Here is an 18,308-nt window from a genome sequence, read left to right as displayed (position 1 = left end):
AAATATGCCAAGGCGTATTTGATTAACTAACAAGAAAGTAGGGATGACATGAAATTTAGAGATATAGGCGTGCTCGCAGCAGTCATCATGATTGTCGCGATGCTTGTCATCCCGCTTCCGACTTGGCTCCTAAGTTTCCTAATTATCATTAATATTACACTCGGCTTAATGGTGTTAATGACCTCTATGAATATGAAGGAAGCGCTGGAGTTTTCAATTTTTCCAACGTTAGTACTCCTTCTGACATTGTTTCGACTCGGTTTGAATGTGTCCACAACGAGAGCGATTTTATCGAATGGGGATGCAGGGGGCGTTGTTGAAACATTTGGGACGTTCGTAACAGGCGGTAACGTTGTTGTTGGTCTCGTTGTCTTTACGATTTTGGTTCTAATCCAGTTCATCGTTATTACAAAAGGGGCGGAGCGGGTATCGGAAGTTGCTGCTCGCTTTACACTCGACGCGATGCCAGGTAAGCAGATGAGTATCGACGCTGATTTGAACGCAGGAATGATTTCTGAGACGGAAGCACGTGCGCGCCGTGAGAAAGTAAGTAATGAAGCGGACTTCTACGGTGCGATGGATGGGGCAACGAAATTCGTTAAAGGAGACGCGATTGCCGGAATTATCATGGTTATCATCAACTTACTTGTTGGAATGATTATCGGAGTCGTCCAAATGGGGCTTCCGTTTGGAGAAGCAGCCACGCTCTTTTCCCAACTGACGGTCGGTGATGGGATTGTTTCTCAAATACCAGCACTTCTCATTTCAACCGCAACGGGGATTGTCGTTACGCGTGCAACATCAGAAGGAAATCTTGGTGCGGACATTACGAAGCAGTTGCTTGGACAAACAAAGTTGTTATACGTCGGGGCTGGGACAATACTGCTACTAGGTCTTGCTACACCCATTAATGATATGTTGACGATTCCAGTTGCAGCTGCGCTTGCTATAGGAGCGTTTTCGATGTCGCGGAAATCACAAGAGGATCCGAAGGAATTATTGGAGATTGAAGAAGATGTAGAAACGGAAGGGTTACAAAGCCCAGAGAATGTCGTCAATCTGCTAAATGTCGATCCGATCGAGTTCGAATTTGGTTATGGGCTCATTCCACTCGTCGATGCGACGCAAGGTGGGGATCTTCTGGACCGAGTTGTGATGATTCGGAGACAGCTAGCGATTGAGTTAGGGTTGGTCATTCCGGTTGTGCGTATTCGGGACAATATCCAGTTGCAACCAAATGAGTATAGGATCAAGATTAAAGGCAGTGAGTTGGCAAGGGGAGAGTTGTTGCTCGACCATTATCTTGCTATGAGTCCTGGTGGAGATGACTCTATTGAAGGAATTGATACGGTAGAGCCATCATTTGGTCTACCAGCGAAATGGATTGCGGAAGATGTGAAAGAAGATGCAGAAATCCTTGGCTACACGGTTGTCGATCCACCAAGTGTTGTGTCGACGCATTTAACAGAAGTGATTCGTGCGAATGCTGCGGACCTTATTGGCCGTCAAGAGACGAAGCAACTTGTCGATCATGTGCGTGAGACCTTCCCAATTTTGGTTGATGAATTAACACCGACACCGTTGTCGATTGGTGAGATTCAAAAAGTATTGGCGAAGTTATTGAAGGAGCATGTATCTGTCCGAAACTTACCTATCATTTTTGAAACGCTTGCAGACTATTCGAAGTACACATCGGATGTTGATGTGCTAACCGAATATGTTAGACAAGCTCTTGCAAGACAAATTACCAATCAATATGCTACGACAGGCCAATCGCTCAAAGTGCTTACTGTATCTGGGAAGATTGAAAAATTGGTTGCTGATAATATTCAACAAACAGAGCAAGGGAATTATTTGTCTATTGACCCAGGGCACTCACAAGAAATTCTTGAGACCATTGCAAGGGAAGTGGAGCGGGTTGCATTGATGGATCAATCTCCAGTTATTTTATGCTCACCGGCTATTCGGATGTATTTAAGACAAATTACAGAACGCTATTTTCCACAAATTCCAGTACTGTCGTATAATGAGCTTGAAGCTTCGATTGAAGTTCAAAGTGTTGGGGTGGTGGACATTTAATGAAGATGAAAAAATATTCGGCTACGACGATGGTCGAAGCTATGAAAAAAGTACGTGCGGATTTTGGGGATGATGCCATCATTCTTAGTTCGACTGTTGTTAATACAAAAGGTTTTCTTGGGCTGTTTAAAAAGAAATCCGTCGAGGTTGTTGCAGGTTTTGACGAACCGACTTTCAAGGCGCCAGAGCCGGTCTATGAACCGGCCCTGCCACCTCTTCGACAGCCAAATCAGGTAGTATCTACAGAATTGCAACAAGAAATGATTGAAATGAAAAAAATGCTGAAAAGTATGCAACAAACGGTGACACATGCTCAACTACCGGATGAATTAAAACCTCTATTGATCCATCTGGAGAAACAAGGACTATCTAGCGAGTATGTTGCACAGCTAGGTGAGGCTTTATTTAGTCGGATGAAGTCTGAAAAAAGAGATTTCACGCTGGGTGAACAGCTAGAGGCTGTAAAAGAAATTTTGCAAACAAGTCTCAAAGATTTACCGTTTGGTGGCATTTCTTTCGACAAAAAATACATCAACGTTCTCGGTCCGACAGGCGTTGGAAAAACAACGACTATTGCCAAAATTGCCGCGCGTGCACTTCTTGAAAAGAAGAGGAAAATTGGATTCATTACCACTGATACGTATCGAATTGCTGCTATCGAGCAACTTCGTACCTATGCGAATTTATTACAAGCACCAGTGGAAGTAGCTTATAATAGCAAAGATTTTGCATTAGCGATTGAGAAACTAGCAGATCGTGATTTGATTTTTATTGATACAGCAGGGAGAAATTACAAAGAAGCGAAATTTGTAGAAGATTTAACGCGGCTGATTGATTTTACATTAGAGATGGAGTCGTATCTTGTTCTTTCTTTGACGTCAAAAGAAGAGGATATGAAGACGATTATTGAGCAGTTTAAGCTCTTTCCGATTGAAAAATTCATCTTTACAAAAATGGATGAAACCGAATCGATTGGGGCGATGTTTAACTTGATGAGACAGTATCAAATTGGGACGGCTTATTATACGGACGGTCAGGAAGTGCCGGAAGACATCACAGAAGCGGATTATGAAGTGCTTGTTCAGCTTTTGTTAAAGGATGTTGCCGATGCGTGATCAAGCTGAAACACTTCGTCTCAAGATGCTGAAGTCCCAAGGTGAATTGGCAAGATCGATTGCGATTGTGAGTGGCAAAGGCGGTGTTGGAAAATCCAACTTTTCAACAAATTTTGCGCATGCACTCTGTTTGCAAGGTAAAAAAGTAATCATTGTGGACATGGATATTGGGATGGGCAATGTGCATATCCTTTTGGGCATGTCCTCTCCTTATAGTTTAAAAGATTATTTGATGGGTACGAGAGAGGTTAGCGAGGTCATTAATGATACGCCAGAAGGATTGGCTTTTATTTCTGGTGGTTCTGGCTTAGATACGGTATTGGAATGGTCGGAGCTGATGTTTGAGCGGCTACTCGGTGCGTTCGAATACTTGCAGAAAGAATATGATTTTATCCTATTTGATATGGGGGCTGGGGCGACTCAGCGTTCGATTGAATTGATTATCGCAGTAGATGAAGTAATTGTCATTTCTACGACAGAGCCAACGTCTATTACAGATGCTTACTCGATGATGAAATTTATTTGTTTACAGGATCCTAATAAGAAATTTCATATTGTGAGCAACCGTGTGTTTAAAAACGAAGATGGCGAAGATGCCGTGACAAGGCTTCAGTTTGCGATGCAAAAGTTTTTGCAGAAGGAAACAACAGTGCTCGGGGTTCTTCCGGAAGACCCAGTAGTCCATAAAGCGGTTGTTGGGCAAAGACCGTTTGTATTGGAATATCCTAATGCTCCTGTTTCAAGGCGAATGTTAGCCATTGCAAATTCTTTTGCAGATGTAAAGGGCGAGGCGAGTCAGGAGAAAAGGGAAGGATTTCTTGGGAAATTGAGAATGATGTTTACGAAAGGGCGTGGATGAATTGAATTTAGGCAACCGAAAAAAAGCGCTTGTTGTTGATGATTCGGCGTTCATGCGCAAACTGATAGCAGATTTTCTAGCAGATCATCCCGAAATTGATGTGGTCGGTACGGCGCGTAATGGCAAAGAAGCGATTGAAAAAGTAAAGACATTGAAACCAGATGTTGTGACCATGGATATTGAAATGCCGCTTATGAACGGTCTTGAAGCATTGAAAGAAATTATGGAAAAACACCCAGTACCAGTAGTCATGTTGTCGAGTACAACGAAGATTGGGACAGCCAATACGATGCTAGCGATGGAGTATGGTGCGGTTGATTTTGTGGCAAAGCCAGGTGGTGCAATATCGTTAAACCTTCACGAAGTGAAAGAGGAAATATTGACGAAGGTTGCTGCTGCTTCAGGTGTACATATTTCTACGCTGACAAGAAAAATGACTGGCAGAGCGGTAGCCAAACCGATTGTTCCTGTACGAAATGAGCTTTTTGTGAAAAAAGAGACCGGTGGCGGGCTTCGTCATGAAGAGTTGCGTCAAAAGTTTACCCCAATAAAGAGTAAGATTTCCAAAACGGGTAAGACTTTTGTTATAATAGGTACATCAACAGGTGGGCCTCGAGCACTACAAGAGGTATTAACTCGATTACCAGCTACGATAGGTGCACCAATTCTAGTTGTACAGCATATGCCAGCAGGGTTTACAAAATCACTGGCGGATAGGTTAAATGGTCTAAGTGAAATTACTGTAAAAGAGGCAGAAGATGGTGAACTACTCGTAAATGGAACGGCTTATATCGCACCAGGAGGAAAGCACTTGAAATTCAGCAAAACAGGCATGAATCATTATGTGCGATTAGACTCGGTCGAAGCTCCTAGAATGGGACATAGACCGTCTGTTGACGTATTACTAGAGTCGGCTGCTGAAAGTCCAGAATTAAACTATCTGTCGGTGATTATGACAGGGATGGGTTATGACGGCAAGGCAGGTATGGAACTTCTTAGAAAAAACGGCAAGACCGTTACGATTGCAGAATCTGCCAAAACATCCGTTGTCTACGGTATGCCGAAAGCGGTTCAAGAAGCAGGTCTTGCTGACGAAGTAGTGGACGTTCACGATATATCAGGAGCGATAATGGAAATCTTAAAGGCTTAGGGGGCTTAACGATGGATACCAATCAATATTTGGAAATGTTTATTGATGAAAGTAAGGAGCATCTCCAATCATGTAACGAGCATCTATTGGAACTTGAAAAAAACCCGGAAGATCTTGCGATTGTCAATGAAATTTTCCGTTCTGCTCATACGTTGAAAGGTATGTCAGCAACAATGGGCTATGAAGATATCGCAGACTTGACACACAAGATGGAAAATGTGTTAGATGCGATTCGAAACGCGAAGATTCGTGTGACAACTGAAATATTAGATGTTGTTTTTCAAGCCGCTGATTATCTTGAAGAAATGGTGATGGATATTGCCGATGGTGGAACAGGGAAAAAAGATGTACGAGAACTAGTTGAATCGCTCAACCGAATTGAGGCGGGTGAATCAGCAGTTGCAGCACCAGCAGCTGAAGTTGCGGCGACTGTCGTAGAAGAAGTAAGTACGAATTTGCACTTTGACGATTTCGAAAAGACTGTGATTGCACAATCTTTTGAGCAAGGATTCCAAGCTTTTGAGATCGCGGTTCAGTTGCGTGAAGATTGCTTGTTGAAGGCTGTACGTGTGTTTATGGTCTTTGAAGTACTTGAAAAATCGGGTGAGATTATTAAATCTGAACCGAGTGTGGAGCAGTTAGAAAATGAAAACTTCGATGAGCAATTTTCGGTAGCATTGATTACAAAAGACGATGCAGAAACATTGAAAGCAAAAATTATGAAAGTCTCTGAAGTAGACAATGTGATTGTGGCACCGATTCAAGTGGATGCATTGCATACGACTAACGGCGCGAATGAAGTGGAAGAGGAAGATGTTGTTGCTCCTCCAATGCCTGTCATTGCGAAAAAAGAGCCGGCTGCCCAAAAAGGGAAACGATCTGCTGCGGCTCAATCAGGTAGTAAAACGATTCGTGTCAATATCGAACGACTGGATGTGCTGATGAATCTATTTGAAGAGCTTGTTATTGACCGCGGGCGACTGCAATCGATTGCCAGCGAGTTGCATAATCCTGAGTTGAATGAAACGGTTGAACGAATGACGCGAGTATCTGGTGACTTGCAAAATATTATTTTGAATATGCGCATGATTCCAGTTGAAACGGTATTCAATCGCTTCCCGAAAATGGTCAGACAGCTTGCGCGTGAACTTGACAAGAAAATTAATCTTGAAATTGTCGGTGCTGAAACTGAGCTGGATCGGACGGTTATTGATGAAATCGGCGATCCGCTTGTTCACTTAATCCGTAATGCACTTGATCATGGTGTAGAAAGTCCGGCAGAACGACTTGCAAAAGGCAAGCCTGAGGAAGGTACGGTAACGCTTCGTGCTTATCATTCAGGAAATCACGTCTTTATCGAACTTGAAGATGATGGTGCGGGTGTCAATCGTGAGCGTGTGCTTGCAAAAGCAATTGCGAACGGTTTAGTGATGGAAGAAGCAGCAGAAGCGATGACGGATCGTCAAGTAGCCGAATTGATTCTTGCATCTGGCTTTTCGACAGCAGAGAAAATTTCGGATGTATCTGGACGTGGCGTCGGTCTGGATGTTGTAAAAAATACGATTGAATCATTGGGTGGCTATATTTCAATTGATTCAACAGAAGGACAAGGCTCATTATTCCAAGTTCAACTCCCACTGACGCTGTCGATCATTTCAGTCATGCTAGTGGAACTGGATCGTGAAGTCTATGCGGTTCCTTTGTCGTCTATTATTGAAACGGCGATTATCCAAACTTCGGATATTTTAAATGCACATAATCAGAAAGTTATTGATTTCCGTGGCAATATCGTACCGCTCGTTTACTTGAAAGAAATATTCGAGATGGATGTGGAAGAAAATGCATCTGATGGCTTCCAATCAGTCGTTATCGTTCGAAAAGGTGAAAAGTTAGCAGGGTTAGTCGTGGATTCATTCATCGGTCAGCAGGAGATTGTGCTTAAATCACTCGGCAACTACTTACAGAGTGTATTTGCAATTTCAGGTGCAACGATTCTAGGGAATGGACAAGTTGCACTCATTGTTGATTGTAATGCATTGATTAAATAGGTGGGAGTGAAAAATCGTGACTGAACTACTAGAGCAAAAAGAAATGAAAGTCATTGTTTTCCAATTGATGGAGAAGGAATACGCAATCGCTGTGGATGTTGTCCAGTCGATTGAAAAATCACTTTCGATTACCCGTGTCCCAAAGACTCCCCCTTATGTCAAAGGGGTTATCAATCTAAGAGGCGTTGTGACACCAATCGTTTCATTACGTGAGCGATTTGGCCTGGAATCGAAAGAAATCGATGACAGCACACGTATCATTATTGTCACGCTTGAAGAATTCGATGTCGGTTTAATTGTCGATGCGGCAAATGATGTACTCGATATTTCGCTTGACGCGATTGAAGCGCAGCCGGAAGTAGTCGGTACAGTAGAATCTGAATTTATTTCTGGAATTGCTAAAGTTGACAAACGATTACTAGTAATGCTGAATCTTGATAAAGTGCTTCAGCCCGTAAAGCGGGTGACGACGGATGAACTCTGATAATCACCCAATAACGGATATGCATTTGGATGTGCTGAAGGAAATCGGTAATATTGGTGCGGCGCATGCAGCAACATCGATGTCGCAATTACTAGGACGTAAAATTGATATGTATGTGCCAAAGGTTGAACTGGTGTCGTTTGATGATATGTTTGAACTTGCAGGTGGCTCTGAAAAAATTGTTGCGGGGATCTTTCTTCGTATTGAAGGCGATTTGTCCGGCAGTATGTTTTTTGTTCTCCCATTGGATTCTGCAAATCACTTTATTCAAAGGTTGACAGGGGATGGGTCGTTTGACTTCAACTCTCCTACCCTGCCAGAAATGGGCGTTTCTGCAATGCAGGAAGTTGGTAATATTCTTTCCGGTTCGTACTTATCAGCGCTGTCTGATTTCACCGGTTTGAAAATCTATCCAACAGTTCCTTCATTAAGTGTGGATATGGTTGGGGCAATCGTGAGTTTCGGACTTATTGAAATCTCTCATTATAGTGATGAAGTGATTGTCATTGACACGCAGATACGTGAAGAGGGAGAAGAGGGGATTTCGAATGTAGACGGACATTTTTTCCTACTGCCAGATCCTCCTTCCTATCTAACAATATTCCGTTCATTGGGCGTGCTGTGAAATGAATACGCTAGCGAAGGTTGTGCGTGTCGGAATTGCAGATATGAATGTGGTCAGTACACCGAATACAATTCGTACATCAGGTCTCGGTTCATGTGTCGGCGTAGTGCTTTATGATGAAATAAAAAAAATCGCAGGTTTACTGCATATTATGCTGCCGGATTCCAGTCTTGGAAAATCGGATCGTATAAATGTTGCCAAGTTTGCAGATACCGGTATTTATGCATTGATGGAGCTACTGAAAGCAGAAGGTGTTCGACCGATGTCGCTAAAGGCTAAAATTGCGGGTGGTTCACAAATGTTTCAGTTTGGTTCAAATGATACGATTCGAATAGGCCCCCGGAATGTCGAGGCTGTTAAAAAAGAATTGAAACGTTTATCAATCCCATTGATCGCGGAGGACACGGGCGGTTCAAGTGGGCGGACGATTGAATTTGACCCCGCAACATCGGTTTTGCATATCCGGACAGTTAATAAGGGGACAACAGGAATCTAGTTTTGTATGCATTCAGATGTGTCAGAACGTAGTAGGTGAAAAGGGGCGACTGAATGACTCAGTCGCCTTTTTATGTGCGAGTTTGCTATAATAATAGTAATTATGACGGAATCAGCATGGAAGGCAGGGGATTCGATGTCGAAACAGGAATTGACAGAAGAAGAGACGTGTTGGAATTCGTGGATAAAGGACCGTGACCCTGATGCTGGGGACGTACTTGTCCGGAGATACACGCCACTCGTCACTTATCATGTGCAACGTATTAGTTCGGGGCTCCCTCGAAACGTGTCACGAGATGATATCATGAGTTTGGGCTTACAAGGACTTTTTGATGCTTTGACAAAATTTGACCCGAGCAGGGATTTGAAATTTGATACGTATGCTTCTTTTCGAATCCGTGGGACAATTATCGATGGTCTAAGAAAAGAGGACTGGCTGCCGCGTTCATCAAGAGAAAAATCGAAAAAAATGGACGAGGAAATCATCCGACTGGAACAAAAATTATTGCGCTCCGCAACTCCAGAAGAAATTGCTAATCATATGGGCATGACTGTCGATGAAGTGTATCAGACAGTCCATGAACATTATTTTTCCAATGTACTCTCCATTGATGAGAAAATCAACGAAGATGATGACGAGGGAAAAGCATCCTTTGTGCTGAAGGATGAAAGGTCAAAGTCCCCTGAGCAAACGGCTATGATGAGCGAACTGATTAGTGATTTAGCGGCGACCATTAAAGAATTAAATAAAAACGAGCAAATTGTTTTAGATCTGTTCTATACGGAGGAAATGACGTTGACAGAGATTGGCGAGATTTTGAGCCTATCCACTTCGCGCATTTCACAAATTCATTCCAAGGCTTTGTTTAAGTTGCGTAAACTATTATCACCTGAAATCATTGATGGAGGGATATTATGAGTTTAAAAGCCATTGAGTTGCAAATCGCGATACCAAAAACATTTGATGCAGGGAAAATTGCTGAACAAAAACAACAACAATCCCAATTGAGCCAAGACCTTGCCAATAATCTCACAGAAAAGCAAATGTTGAAAAATAGGGAAACCGTTTTGGAGTCGGAGAAGTATGCAGCACTAGATGCTGATGGTGAACAGCGTAAAGAACAGCAGTTAGCAGAGGAACAGGAACGGCGACAAAAAGAAGAGGAAAAGAAGACGGTGCATCCTTATAAAGGGTCATTTGTCGACTTTACAGGATAACAACAATGATCTGGATATTTCTAGTGTTTTTATTTACATTGCAAATTATTGGCTTTTACTTTATCGCATTGCTATATACAAAAATCGCGAAATTTGATGAGCTTGAAAAGAAACAGCGTAAATTGATGGCGGAAATGGACGATTCACTGGTCGCCTATTTATCAGAACTGAAGGATGAGAACGAATGGCTGATTGAGCGATTAGCGACAAGAGAGGACAAACCAATCGCTGATAAGGCACCGATTACTAAAGAGCCTGAACTTGCAAAATTGGTTGTACCACCAAACGAACAGCCATCTTCTATGCCAATCACTAAACCGCAAATACCTATTAACGTCGCATTAAGGTCTTATGGGGCAGCAAACAAGCCAAAAGAACAACCTGAAGTAGAAGCCGATGATGATGATGATGATGATCGAACGCGTGCATTTGCGATGCATGATGCTGGAGAATCGATTGAGGAAATCGCGAAAAAGCTCAGAAAAGGTCGGACTGAAGTAGAATTACTTTTAAAATTTAGATGAAGTGAGTTGCAAAAAAAAGAACCGTGTGGTATATTATCCTATGGTATTACTACGCACGTGCACGGACGATAGAGAGGGTGCCGAGAGGTCGCTCTATTGGATGAAGCGCACGGAGGAATCAAACCAAACAGGAGGAATAACAAATGTCAGTAATCTCAATGAAACAATTGCTTGAAGCTGGTGTACACTTTGGTCACCAAACACGTCGCTGGAATCCGAAAATGAAAAAATTCATTTTCATGGAGCGTAACGGTATTTACATCATCGATCTTCAAAAAACGGTGAAAAAACTTGAAGAGGCATATGCATTTATGCGTCAAGTTGGTGCAGACGGTGGAAAAGTTCTATTCGTAGGTACGAAAAAACAAGCACAAGATGCAATCAAAGAAGAAGCAGAACGTGCGGGCATGTACTACATCAACCAACGTTGGCTTGGTGGTACACTAACAAACTTCGGTACGATTCAAAAACGTGTTGCACGTATGAAGCACATCGAAAAAATGGAAGAAGACGGCACATTCGACGTACTTCCTAAAAAAGAAGTTTCTCAACTTAAAAAAGAGCACGAACGCCTAGTGAAATTCCTTGGTGGTATCCGTGATATGAAAGCAATTCCAGATGTTATGTTCATCGTTGACCCTCGTAAAGAGCGCATCGCTGTAGCAGAAGCAATCAAATTGAATATTCCACTTGTTGGAATTGTTGATACAAACTGTGATCCGGATGAAATCGATTATGTGATTCCTGCAAACGATGACGCAATCCGTGCAGTACGTCTATTGACAAGCAAAATGGCTGATGCTTTGCTCGAGTCTAAACAAGGCGAAGACGAAGAAGCGGCTGAAGAAGCAACAGTAGCTGCAGAGTAAATCGAGTAAATGAACGGACGATAAGCGGCCTATCCACTTATCGTCTTTTTTAAAGGTTATCTTTATTTGTTCCATTTATATAGGTTGAACTTATGATATACATCTGCTATCCAGCGAAGGCATCTGCAAGCGCTGAGCGTTGTTAGTGGAATTCTTTAGTTCAATTTATATAATTGATGATGAAACAAACCGATAAACGTATTATTTAGGAGGAATATACAGATGGCAGTTACAGCACAAATGGTAAAAGAACTACGTGAAAAAACAGGCGCAGGTATGATGGACTGTAAAAAAGCACTAACAGAAGTAAATGGTGACATGGAAGCGGCAATCGACTTCCTACGTGAAAAAGGTCTATCTAGCGCAGCTAAAAAAGCAGACCGTATCGCAGCAGAAGGTACAACGACAATTTACGTTGACGGCAATGATGCAATCCTTCTTGAAGTAAACGCTGAGACAGATTTCGTTGCGAAAAACGAAGGCTTCCAAGTACTTGTTCAAGAACTTGCTGAGCACCTTCTTGCTACAAAACCAGCTACAGTAGAAGCAGCACATGATTCTACAATGTCAAATGGTCTTACAGTAGCAGACCATATTTCAAACGCTGTTGCAAAAATCGGTGAAAAACTGACACTTCGTCGTTTTGAAATCCGTACAAAAACAGACAACGATGCATTTGGTCCTTACCTACACATGGGTGGCCGTATCGGTGTACTTGCTGTTCTTGAAGGTTCTGCAGATGCAGAAGCTGCGAAAGATATCGCGATGCACGTTGCAGCTCTAAACCCGAAATATGTTTCACGTGACCAAGTTTCTGAAGAGGAAATCGAGCGTGAGCGTAAAGTTCTTACAGAGCAAGCACTTAACGAAGGTAAACCTGAGAATATCGTAGCGAAAATGGTCGAAGGCCGTATCGGTAAATACTTCGAAGAAATTTGTATTCTTGATCAGGCATTTGTTAAAAACTCTGACCAAAAAGTTGGCGACTTCGTAAAATCAACAGGTGGTACACTAAAAGAGTTTATCCGTTATGCTGTTGGTGAAGGTATCGAAAAACGCGAAGATAACTTTGCAGAAGAAGTTATGAGCCAAGTTAAAGGTAACTAATCCATTATAAAAACAACGAACAGGGAACACATGCATGTGTTCCCTCTTTTTCGAGAAAACAGAGTAGATGGAGGGTACAAATGAGCGTCCCACAATATAAACGAATCGTTTTGAAGTTAAGCGGAGAAGCACTTGCTGGTGACAAAGGGTTCGGACTAGAGCCCCACATCATCAAAACAGTTGCAGAGCAAGTAAAAGATGTTGTTGACCTTGATGTTGAAGTCGCGGTAGTCGTTGGCGGCGGAAATATTTGGAGAGGTAAAATCGGTAGTGAGATGGGCATGGATCGTGCTACAGCTGACTATATGGGAATGCTTGCTACGGTGATGAATTCTCTAGCGTTGCAAGATTCGCTTGAAAAGCTTGGTGTTGAAACGCGCGTATCATCTTCGATTGAAATGAGACAGGTGGCTGAACCTTACATACGTCGTAAAGCAATTCGTCACCTTGAGAAGAAGCGTGTTGTTATTTTCGCAGCAGGTACAGGGAATCCTTACTTCTCGACAGATACAACAGCGGCACTTCGCGCAGCGGAAATTGAAGCAGACGTCATTCTCATGGCTAAAAATAATGTAGATGGCGTGTACTCTGCAGATCCGATGAAAGATGAAAATGCGGTTCGATATGAAGAATTGACTTATTTAGAGGTTATTAGTCAAGGGTTAGAAGTGATGGATTCTACAGCTTCAACCCTATGTATGGACAATGATATCCCACTCGTAGTATTCTCAATTATGGAAAATGGAAATATTAAGAGAGCCGTACTCGGTGAGCCGATCGGGACGGTCGTTAGGAGGAACAAATAATGCCACAAGCAGTGATGGAGCAAACAAAAGAGCGTATGGAAAAAGCAATCGGATCGTATACAAGAGAACTTGCAACAATTCGTGCAGGACGTGCGAATGCATCTTTGTTAGACAGAATATCTGTCGAATATTACGGAGCACCTACACCTCTTAATCAGATGGCAGGTATTTCAGTACCGGAGGCGCGCCTTCTTGTCATCCAACCATATGACAAAACAACACTTGGCGATATCGAAAAAGCCATTATGAAATCAGATATCGGTATTCAACCAACGAATGATGGAACGATTATTCGTCTTGCGATTCCTGCATTGACAGAAGAGCGTCGTAAAGAATTGGTGAAACTGGTGAAAAAAGAAGCGGAAGAAGCGAAAGTTGCGATTCGTAACGTCCGCCGTGATGCAAATGATGATTTTAAAAAGCTTGAAAAAAGTGGCGATATTACGGAAGATGAACTTCGTCGCACAGGTGAAGATGTTCAAAAGCTAACAGATGCCAACATCGAAAAAATCGATGAAATCGCAAAAGCTAAAGAAAATGAAATAATGGAAATCTGATAGAAGAACTTTCTATATTTCGGGACGTCCTAATTTCGGGGCGTCTTTTTTACATGAAATTTATCGCCTAATTTGGTACGATAGAGTATGTACTTGCTCTGAAAAGTAGCTGAGTGGAGGAAACGATATGCTTGAAAGATTATTACGGAAAAAAACTGTGGTACCGGATAGTTCGTTAGCTGACCGGATTACTGACGTCAAAAGTAGGAACATCCCTGCTCATGTGGCAATTATTATGGACGGCAATGGCAGGTGGGCTAATCGTCGGAATTTACCGAGAGTAGCAGGTCATCATGAAGGGATGAAGACGGTCCGTAAAATAACACGCATTGCAAATGACCTTGGCATTCAAGTGCTGACACTGTATGCTTTCTCCACAGAAAATTGGAAACGACCGAAATTAGAAATAGATTTTCTTATGAAACTTCCTGGTGAGTTTCTAAGTACGTATCTGCCTGAACTGATTGAACAAAATGTGAAAGTTGAAATGATTGGTAATAGTGATTTGTTACCGAAGCATACGAAAAAAGCAATCGAAAAGGCTATGAAAGAAACGGCGCATAACGATGGCTTAGTGTTGAACTTCGCTATGAATTACGGCAGTAGGCTTGAAATTGCAGAGACGGTGAAAGACATTGTTGCGCTCGTTGCAGATGGGGCTATTGCAGTAGACGATATCGATGAGTCACTTATTAGCTCTAACCTGATGACGGCTCATTTACCTGAACCCGATTTGCTCATTCGCACAAGCGGTGAAGTTCGCCTATCTAATTTCATGCTTTGGCAACTCGCTTACGCCGAATTTTCGTTTACGGATGTACTATGGCCTGATTTTGATGAAGCATGTATGTTGAATGCAATTGAAGAATTTCAAATGCGCAATAGGCGTTTTGGAAGTGTCGAAGGAGAGAAGAACGTATGAAACAAAGGATTGTGACCGCACTTGTGGCGTTCGCTTTTTTCATCCCACTCGTCATTATAGGTGGCTTGCCATTTACGATTGCAATCTATGCAATTGCGACGATTGGTCTGTATGAGCTATTACGTATGAAAGGCATCTCTCTTTTTTCGGTAGCAGGTTTTCTTACGTGGCTAGGGCTTGCTATATTATTGATGCCTGCTTCTTGGGCAATCGGTGTGCAAGATGCCCTTGGCTATTCGAAAATGGAACTGGTATTTGCCATTGTTTTATTATTATTAGTGCATACGGTTGTTGTGAAAAATCGTTTTACATTTGATCATGCGGCTTTTTCAGTTCTAGGGGCCTTGTATGTTGGAATAGGATTTTATTATTTGATTGAAACGAGATTGGCAGGAATTGAGTATATTATCTATGCATTGATGGTTATTTGGACAACGGATTCGGGTGCTTACTTTACGGGGCGAAAAATCGGTAAGCGGAAGTTATGGCCAGAAATATCTCCGAATAAAACAGTTGAAGGGTTTGTCGGTGGAATTATCTATGCGATTGTTTTTGCATGCGTATTTCAATATTTCTTCCCAATTGCCTCAACCTATGTTGTACTCATCATTGTGACGATTATCGCGTCGATTGTCGGACAACTTGGTGATCTTGTTGAATCGGCTCTCAAAAGGCATTATGAAGTAAAGGATTCAGGAAAGCTGCTACCGGGACATGGTGGAATTTTGGACAGATTCGATAGTCTGCTTTTCGTGTTACCACTCCTGCATTTTCTTCATTTTGTAGGATAAGGGAAAGGACGTCTTGAAGGTGAAAAAAATTAGTTTACTTGGAGCAACAGGCTCTATTGGTACACAAACATTAGACATCATTGAATCGAATCCCGAAAAATTTACGCTCGTATCTTTTTCGGCTGGGAAGAATATCGATAGAGTACGGGAAATTACGGCTACGCATCAGCCGCAGCTCGTATCTGTCATAAGACGAGAAGATGCACAAACGCTACAGGCGGAGTTTCCAGCCGTCAAATTTGTCTTTGGAGAAGAGGGTCTTGTAGAAGTGGCGGCACATGCGAATGCGGATGTACTTGTGAATTCCGTTATTGGAAGTGTCGGGCTTAAACCCACGCTAGAAGCGATACGCGTAGGCATTACGATTGCTATTGCCAATAAGGAAACACTCGTTGCTGCAGGGGATATAGTGATGGCAGAAGCGCGTAAATACGGTGTGCCGTTATTGCCAGTCGATAGTGAGCACTCGGCACTTTTCCAAGCATTGAATGGTGAAAATCCGAAGCGTGTATCGCGACTTATTTTAACAGCGTCGGGCGGTAGTTTCCGCAATCTATCTCGTGCAGAATTGGCCGGCGTGACAGTTGAACAAGCATTGGCGCATCCCAATTGGTCAATGGGCAATAAATTGACGATTGACTCGGCAACGATGATGAATAAAGGGCTTGAAGTCATCGAGGCACATCACTTGTTCAATATGCCGTACGATCAAATTGATTGTCTGCTACATAAAGAGAGCATTATTCATTCGATGGTTGAATTCCAAGATACAAGTGTGATGGCGCAACTAGGTTCACCTGATATGCGTGTGCCTATTCAATACGCATTAACGTATCCGGATCGTATGCCAATGCAAAATGCGAAGCCACTTCGTCTAGAGGATATCGGTAAGTTGCATTTCGAGAAAATGGATTTTGATCGTTTTAAAGCGCTAGCACTTGCCTATGCAGCAGGTAGGGAAGGCGGTACGATGCCGACTGCTATGAATGCTGCAAATGAGGTGGCGGTTGAGTTGTTCATGAAAGGGCAAATCCCGTTTGTCCAAATCGAAGAGATGATTGAGCGTGCGATGGATGCACATCAAACAATTGTTGCACCGAATCTCGAAGCAATTTTAGAAACCGATTCGCGTACGCGGCAATTGGTCTATGATTTGGTAAAATGAGAGCTTGGACCAACAATCTGTTGGTCCAAGCCTCCGGCGGACGTCACAGATTGTTAAGGAGAGCTAAGCAGGCGGTCTGAGTGAGCGACGTCCTAAAGAGAAGTGCCTTAATTTCTGCAAAAACACAGAAATACGGCAAATCGAACCCTTCGTAGTTCGATTCGCAATTACGCCGAGGCGTAATTGATAAAAGACCTAAGTGGTCAGTGAAGGTGGTTTTTCATGGAAACCGTTATTGCGTTTATTATTATATTTGGTTCGCTCGTCTTTTTTCATGAACTTGGGCATTTCCTGTTTGCGAAAAGGGCAGGCATTATGGTACGCGAATTTGCAATTGGCTTCGGGCCGAAAATTATTGGTATTCGAAAAGGTGAAACGCTTTATACTGTTCGACTGCTACCGCTTGGTGGATATGTCAGGATGGCAGGCGAAGATTTTGATACGGTCGAACTTCAGCCGGGTTATCGAGTAGGGCTGATTATCGGTGTGTCGGGAAAAGTAGAGAAAATCTATTTGAACCGCAATGTTTCGAATCCTGATGTGTTATTTCTTGAAACAGAATCATCCGATTTAGAAAAAGCGTTATTTATTGAAGGGTATGACGATGAGGGGCAACTTGTTCGATATGATATTTCGCGAAAAGCAGTCATTATCGAAAAAGGTCAAGAAACATTGATTGCGCCATATGATCGTCAGTTTGAATCGAAATCACTAGGTCACAGGACAATGACGATATTTGCAGGGCCGTTGTTTAACTTCATCCTTGCGTTTTTCATCTTTCTTGCACTTGGACTGATGCAAGGGATTCCGGTGAAAGAACCGGTTATCTCGGAAGTAATGAGCGATGGAGCGGCTTATGCAGCTGGAATGGAAACAGGAGACTACGTCAAAGAAGTTGAAGGTTTACCAATTAATGAGTGGCAAGATTTTGTGAAGATTATTCAGGAGAATCCTGGCGTACCGCTTGGTTTTGTAGTGGAGCGTGATGGGGCAACTGTGCCGTTGGAAATTACTCCGAATACGATAGTGGATGAAAAAACGGGCGAACAATTTGGTCAAATTGGCATAACAAGGCCGTTGGAAAAGGATCCATTAAAAGCAGTTGTCTTTGGAGCGGATCAGACTGTTACTTGGATTAAGGAGATATTTGGACTGCTTGGCAAGCTCGTAACAGGGCAATTCTCGATAGATGCATTGTCGGGGCCTGTGGGCATTTATCAGGCTACAGATGCGGTTGCACAGCACGGTTTCTTTAGTTTGATGAACTGGGCAGCGATATTGAGTATCAACCTTGGGATTATGAATTTATTGCCATTGCCTGCATTAGATGGTGGAAGATTATTATTTTTCCTAATCGAAGCGGTTCGTGGCAAGCCAGTAGACAAGCAAAAAGAAGGTATGGTCCATTTTGTCGGGATTGTCTTACTCATGATTCTCATGCTAGTCGTCACTTGGAATGATATCCAACGACTATTTTTACAGTAAAGACAAGCG

General features: G+C 42.6%; 19 protein-coding genes. All 19 read left to right on the top strand.

Translation table 11 applies throughout. The features are described from left to right. The first annotated feature begins 48 nt into the window (after positions 1 to 48). The 19 genes from flhA to rseP all read left to right on the top strand — a co-directional run bounded on the left by flhA (position 49) and on the right by rseP (position 18,299). On the top strand, positions 49 to 2,079 hold the full coding sequence (gene flhA, locus MKY34_RS18515; protein WP_342512588.1) for a flagellar biosynthesis protein FlhA: 2,031 nt from the start codon (positions 49 to 51) through the stop codon (positions 2,077 to 2,079). Continuing rightward, positions 2,079 to 3,194, top strand: coding sequence for a flagellar biosynthesis protein FlhF (gene flhF, locus MKY34_RS18510; RefSeq protein ID WP_342512587.1), 1,116 nt, complete (start codon positions 2,079 to 2,081; stop codon positions 3,192 to 3,194). The genes flhA and flhF overlap by 1 nt, the downstream gene beginning before the upstream one ends. Further along, positions 3,187 to 4,053: a MinD/ParA family protein gene (locus MKY34_RS18505; protein WP_342512586.1), complete on the top strand. Its 867-nt coding sequence runs from the start codon at positions 3,187 to 3,189 to the stop codon at positions 4,051 to 4,053. Before flhF ends, MKY34_RS18505 begins: the two co-directional genes overlap by 8 nt. Position 4,054: 1 nt before the next feature. Then, the gene (locus MKY34_RS18500) at positions 4,055 to 5,203 is read left to right on the top strand and encodes a chemotaxis response regulator protein-glutamate methylesterase (RefSeq protein ID WP_342512585.1); all 1,149 of its coding nucleotides are present in this window, start codon (positions 4,055 to 4,057) and stop codon (positions 5,201 to 5,203) included. Between the two features lie 11 nt (positions 5,204 to 5,214). After that, positions 5,215 to 7,251 (top strand): chemotaxis protein CheA, encoded by a 2,037-nt coding sequence (locus tag MKY34_RS18495; RefSeq protein ID WP_342512584.1) that lies wholly within the window; start codon positions 5,215 to 5,217, stop codon positions 7,249 to 7,251. A gap of 16 nt (positions 7,252 to 7,267) precedes the next feature. Next, the gene (locus MKY34_RS18490; RefSeq protein ID WP_342512583.1) at positions 7,268 to 7,735 is read left to right on the top strand and encodes a chemotaxis protein CheW; all 468 of its coding nucleotides are present in this window, start codon (positions 7,268 to 7,270) and stop codon (positions 7,733 to 7,735) included. After that, the gene (locus MKY34_RS18485) at positions 7,725 to 8,360 is read left to right on the top strand and encodes a chemotaxis protein CheC (RefSeq protein ID WP_342512582.1); all 636 of its coding nucleotides are present in this window, start codon (positions 7,725 to 7,727) and stop codon (positions 8,358 to 8,360) included. Before MKY34_RS18490 ends, MKY34_RS18485 begins: the two co-directional genes overlap by 11 nt. A 1-nt stretch (position 8,361) precedes the next feature. Then, entirely contained in the window at positions 8,362 to 8,856 is a 495-nt protein-coding gene (locus MKY34_RS18480; RefSeq protein ID WP_342512581.1) for a chemotaxis protein CheD, read from the top strand. Between the two features lie 135 nt (positions 8,857 to 8,991). After that, a complete protein-coding gene (locus MKY34_RS18475) occupies positions 8,992 to 9,774 on the top strand; it encodes a FliA/WhiG family RNA polymerase sigma factor (RefSeq protein ID WP_342512580.1) in 783 nt (260 codons plus the stop codon). Further along, complete coding sequence (locus MKY34_RS18470; RefSeq protein ID WP_342512579.1) at positions 9,771 to 10,073, top strand: RNA polymerase subunit sigma; 303 nt, start codon at positions 9,771 to 9,773, stop codon at positions 10,071 to 10,073. Before MKY34_RS18475 ends, MKY34_RS18470 begins: the two co-directional genes overlap by 4 nt. 5 nt (positions 10,074 to 10,078) lie before the next feature. Beyond that, positions 10,079 to 10,597, top strand: coding sequence for a hypothetical protein (locus MKY34_RS18465; RefSeq protein WP_342512578.1), 519 nt, complete (start codon positions 10,079 to 10,081; stop codon positions 10,595 to 10,597). 143 nt (positions 10,598 to 10,740) lie between these two features. Then, on the top strand, positions 10,741 to 11,466 hold the full coding sequence (gene rpsB, locus MKY34_RS18460) for a 30S ribosomal protein S2 (protein ID WP_342512577.1): 726 nt from the start codon (positions 10,741 to 10,743) through the stop codon (positions 11,464 to 11,466). Positions 11,467 to 11,688: 222 nt separating this feature from the next. Further along, on the top strand, positions 11,689 to 12,573 hold the full coding sequence (gene tsf, locus MKY34_RS18455) for a translation elongation factor Ts (protein ID WP_342512576.1): 885 nt from the start codon (positions 11,689 to 11,691) through the stop codon (positions 12,571 to 12,573). Positions 12,574 to 12,653: 80 nt separating this feature from the next. Continuing rightward, on the top strand, positions 12,654 to 13,379 hold the full coding sequence (gene pyrH / locus MKY34_RS18450; protein WP_342512575.1) for a UMP kinase: 726 nt from the start codon (positions 12,654 to 12,656) through the stop codon (positions 13,377 to 13,379). Further along, a complete protein-coding gene (gene frr, locus MKY34_RS18445; protein ID WP_342512574.1) occupies positions 13,379 to 13,936 on the top strand; it encodes a ribosome recycling factor in 558 nt (185 codons plus the stop codon). The genes pyrH and frr overlap by 1 nt, the downstream gene beginning before the upstream one ends. 127 nt (positions 13,937 to 14,063) lie before the next feature. Next, positions 14,064 to 14,858 carry an isoprenyl transferase gene (locus MKY34_RS18440; RefSeq protein ID WP_342512573.1) on the top strand — a complete coding sequence of 265 codons (795 nt, stop codon included), beginning with the start codon at positions 14,064 to 14,066 and terminating at the stop codon, positions 14,856 to 14,858. Next, a complete protein-coding gene (locus MKY34_RS18435) occupies positions 14,855 to 15,649 on the top strand; it encodes a phosphatidate cytidylyltransferase (protein ID WP_342512572.1) in 795 nt (264 codons plus the stop codon). The genes MKY34_RS18440 and MKY34_RS18435 overlap by 4 nt, the downstream gene beginning before the upstream one ends. Positions 15,650 to 15,668: 19 nt before the next feature. After that, a complete protein-coding gene (locus MKY34_RS18430) occupies positions 15,669 to 16,814 on the top strand; it encodes a 1-deoxy-D-xylulose-5-phosphate reductoisomerase (RefSeq protein WP_342512571.1) in 1,146 nt (381 codons plus the stop codon). A gap of 222 nt (positions 16,815 to 17,036) precedes the next feature. Further along, a complete protein-coding gene (gene rseP, locus MKY34_RS18425) occupies positions 17,037 to 18,299 on the top strand; it encodes an RIP metalloprotease RseP (RefSeq protein WP_342512570.1) in 1,263 nt (420 codons plus the stop codon). The last annotated feature ends 9 nt before the right edge of the window (positions 18,300 to 18,308 follow it).

Origin of the sequence: Sporosarcina sp. FSL K6-1522 (assembly GCF_038622445.1) — a bacterium.
Lineage (GTDB): Bacteria > Bacillota > Bacilli > Bacillales_A > Planococcaceae > Sporosarcina.
This window is presented reverse-complemented; position numbering and strand designations above follow the sequence as displayed.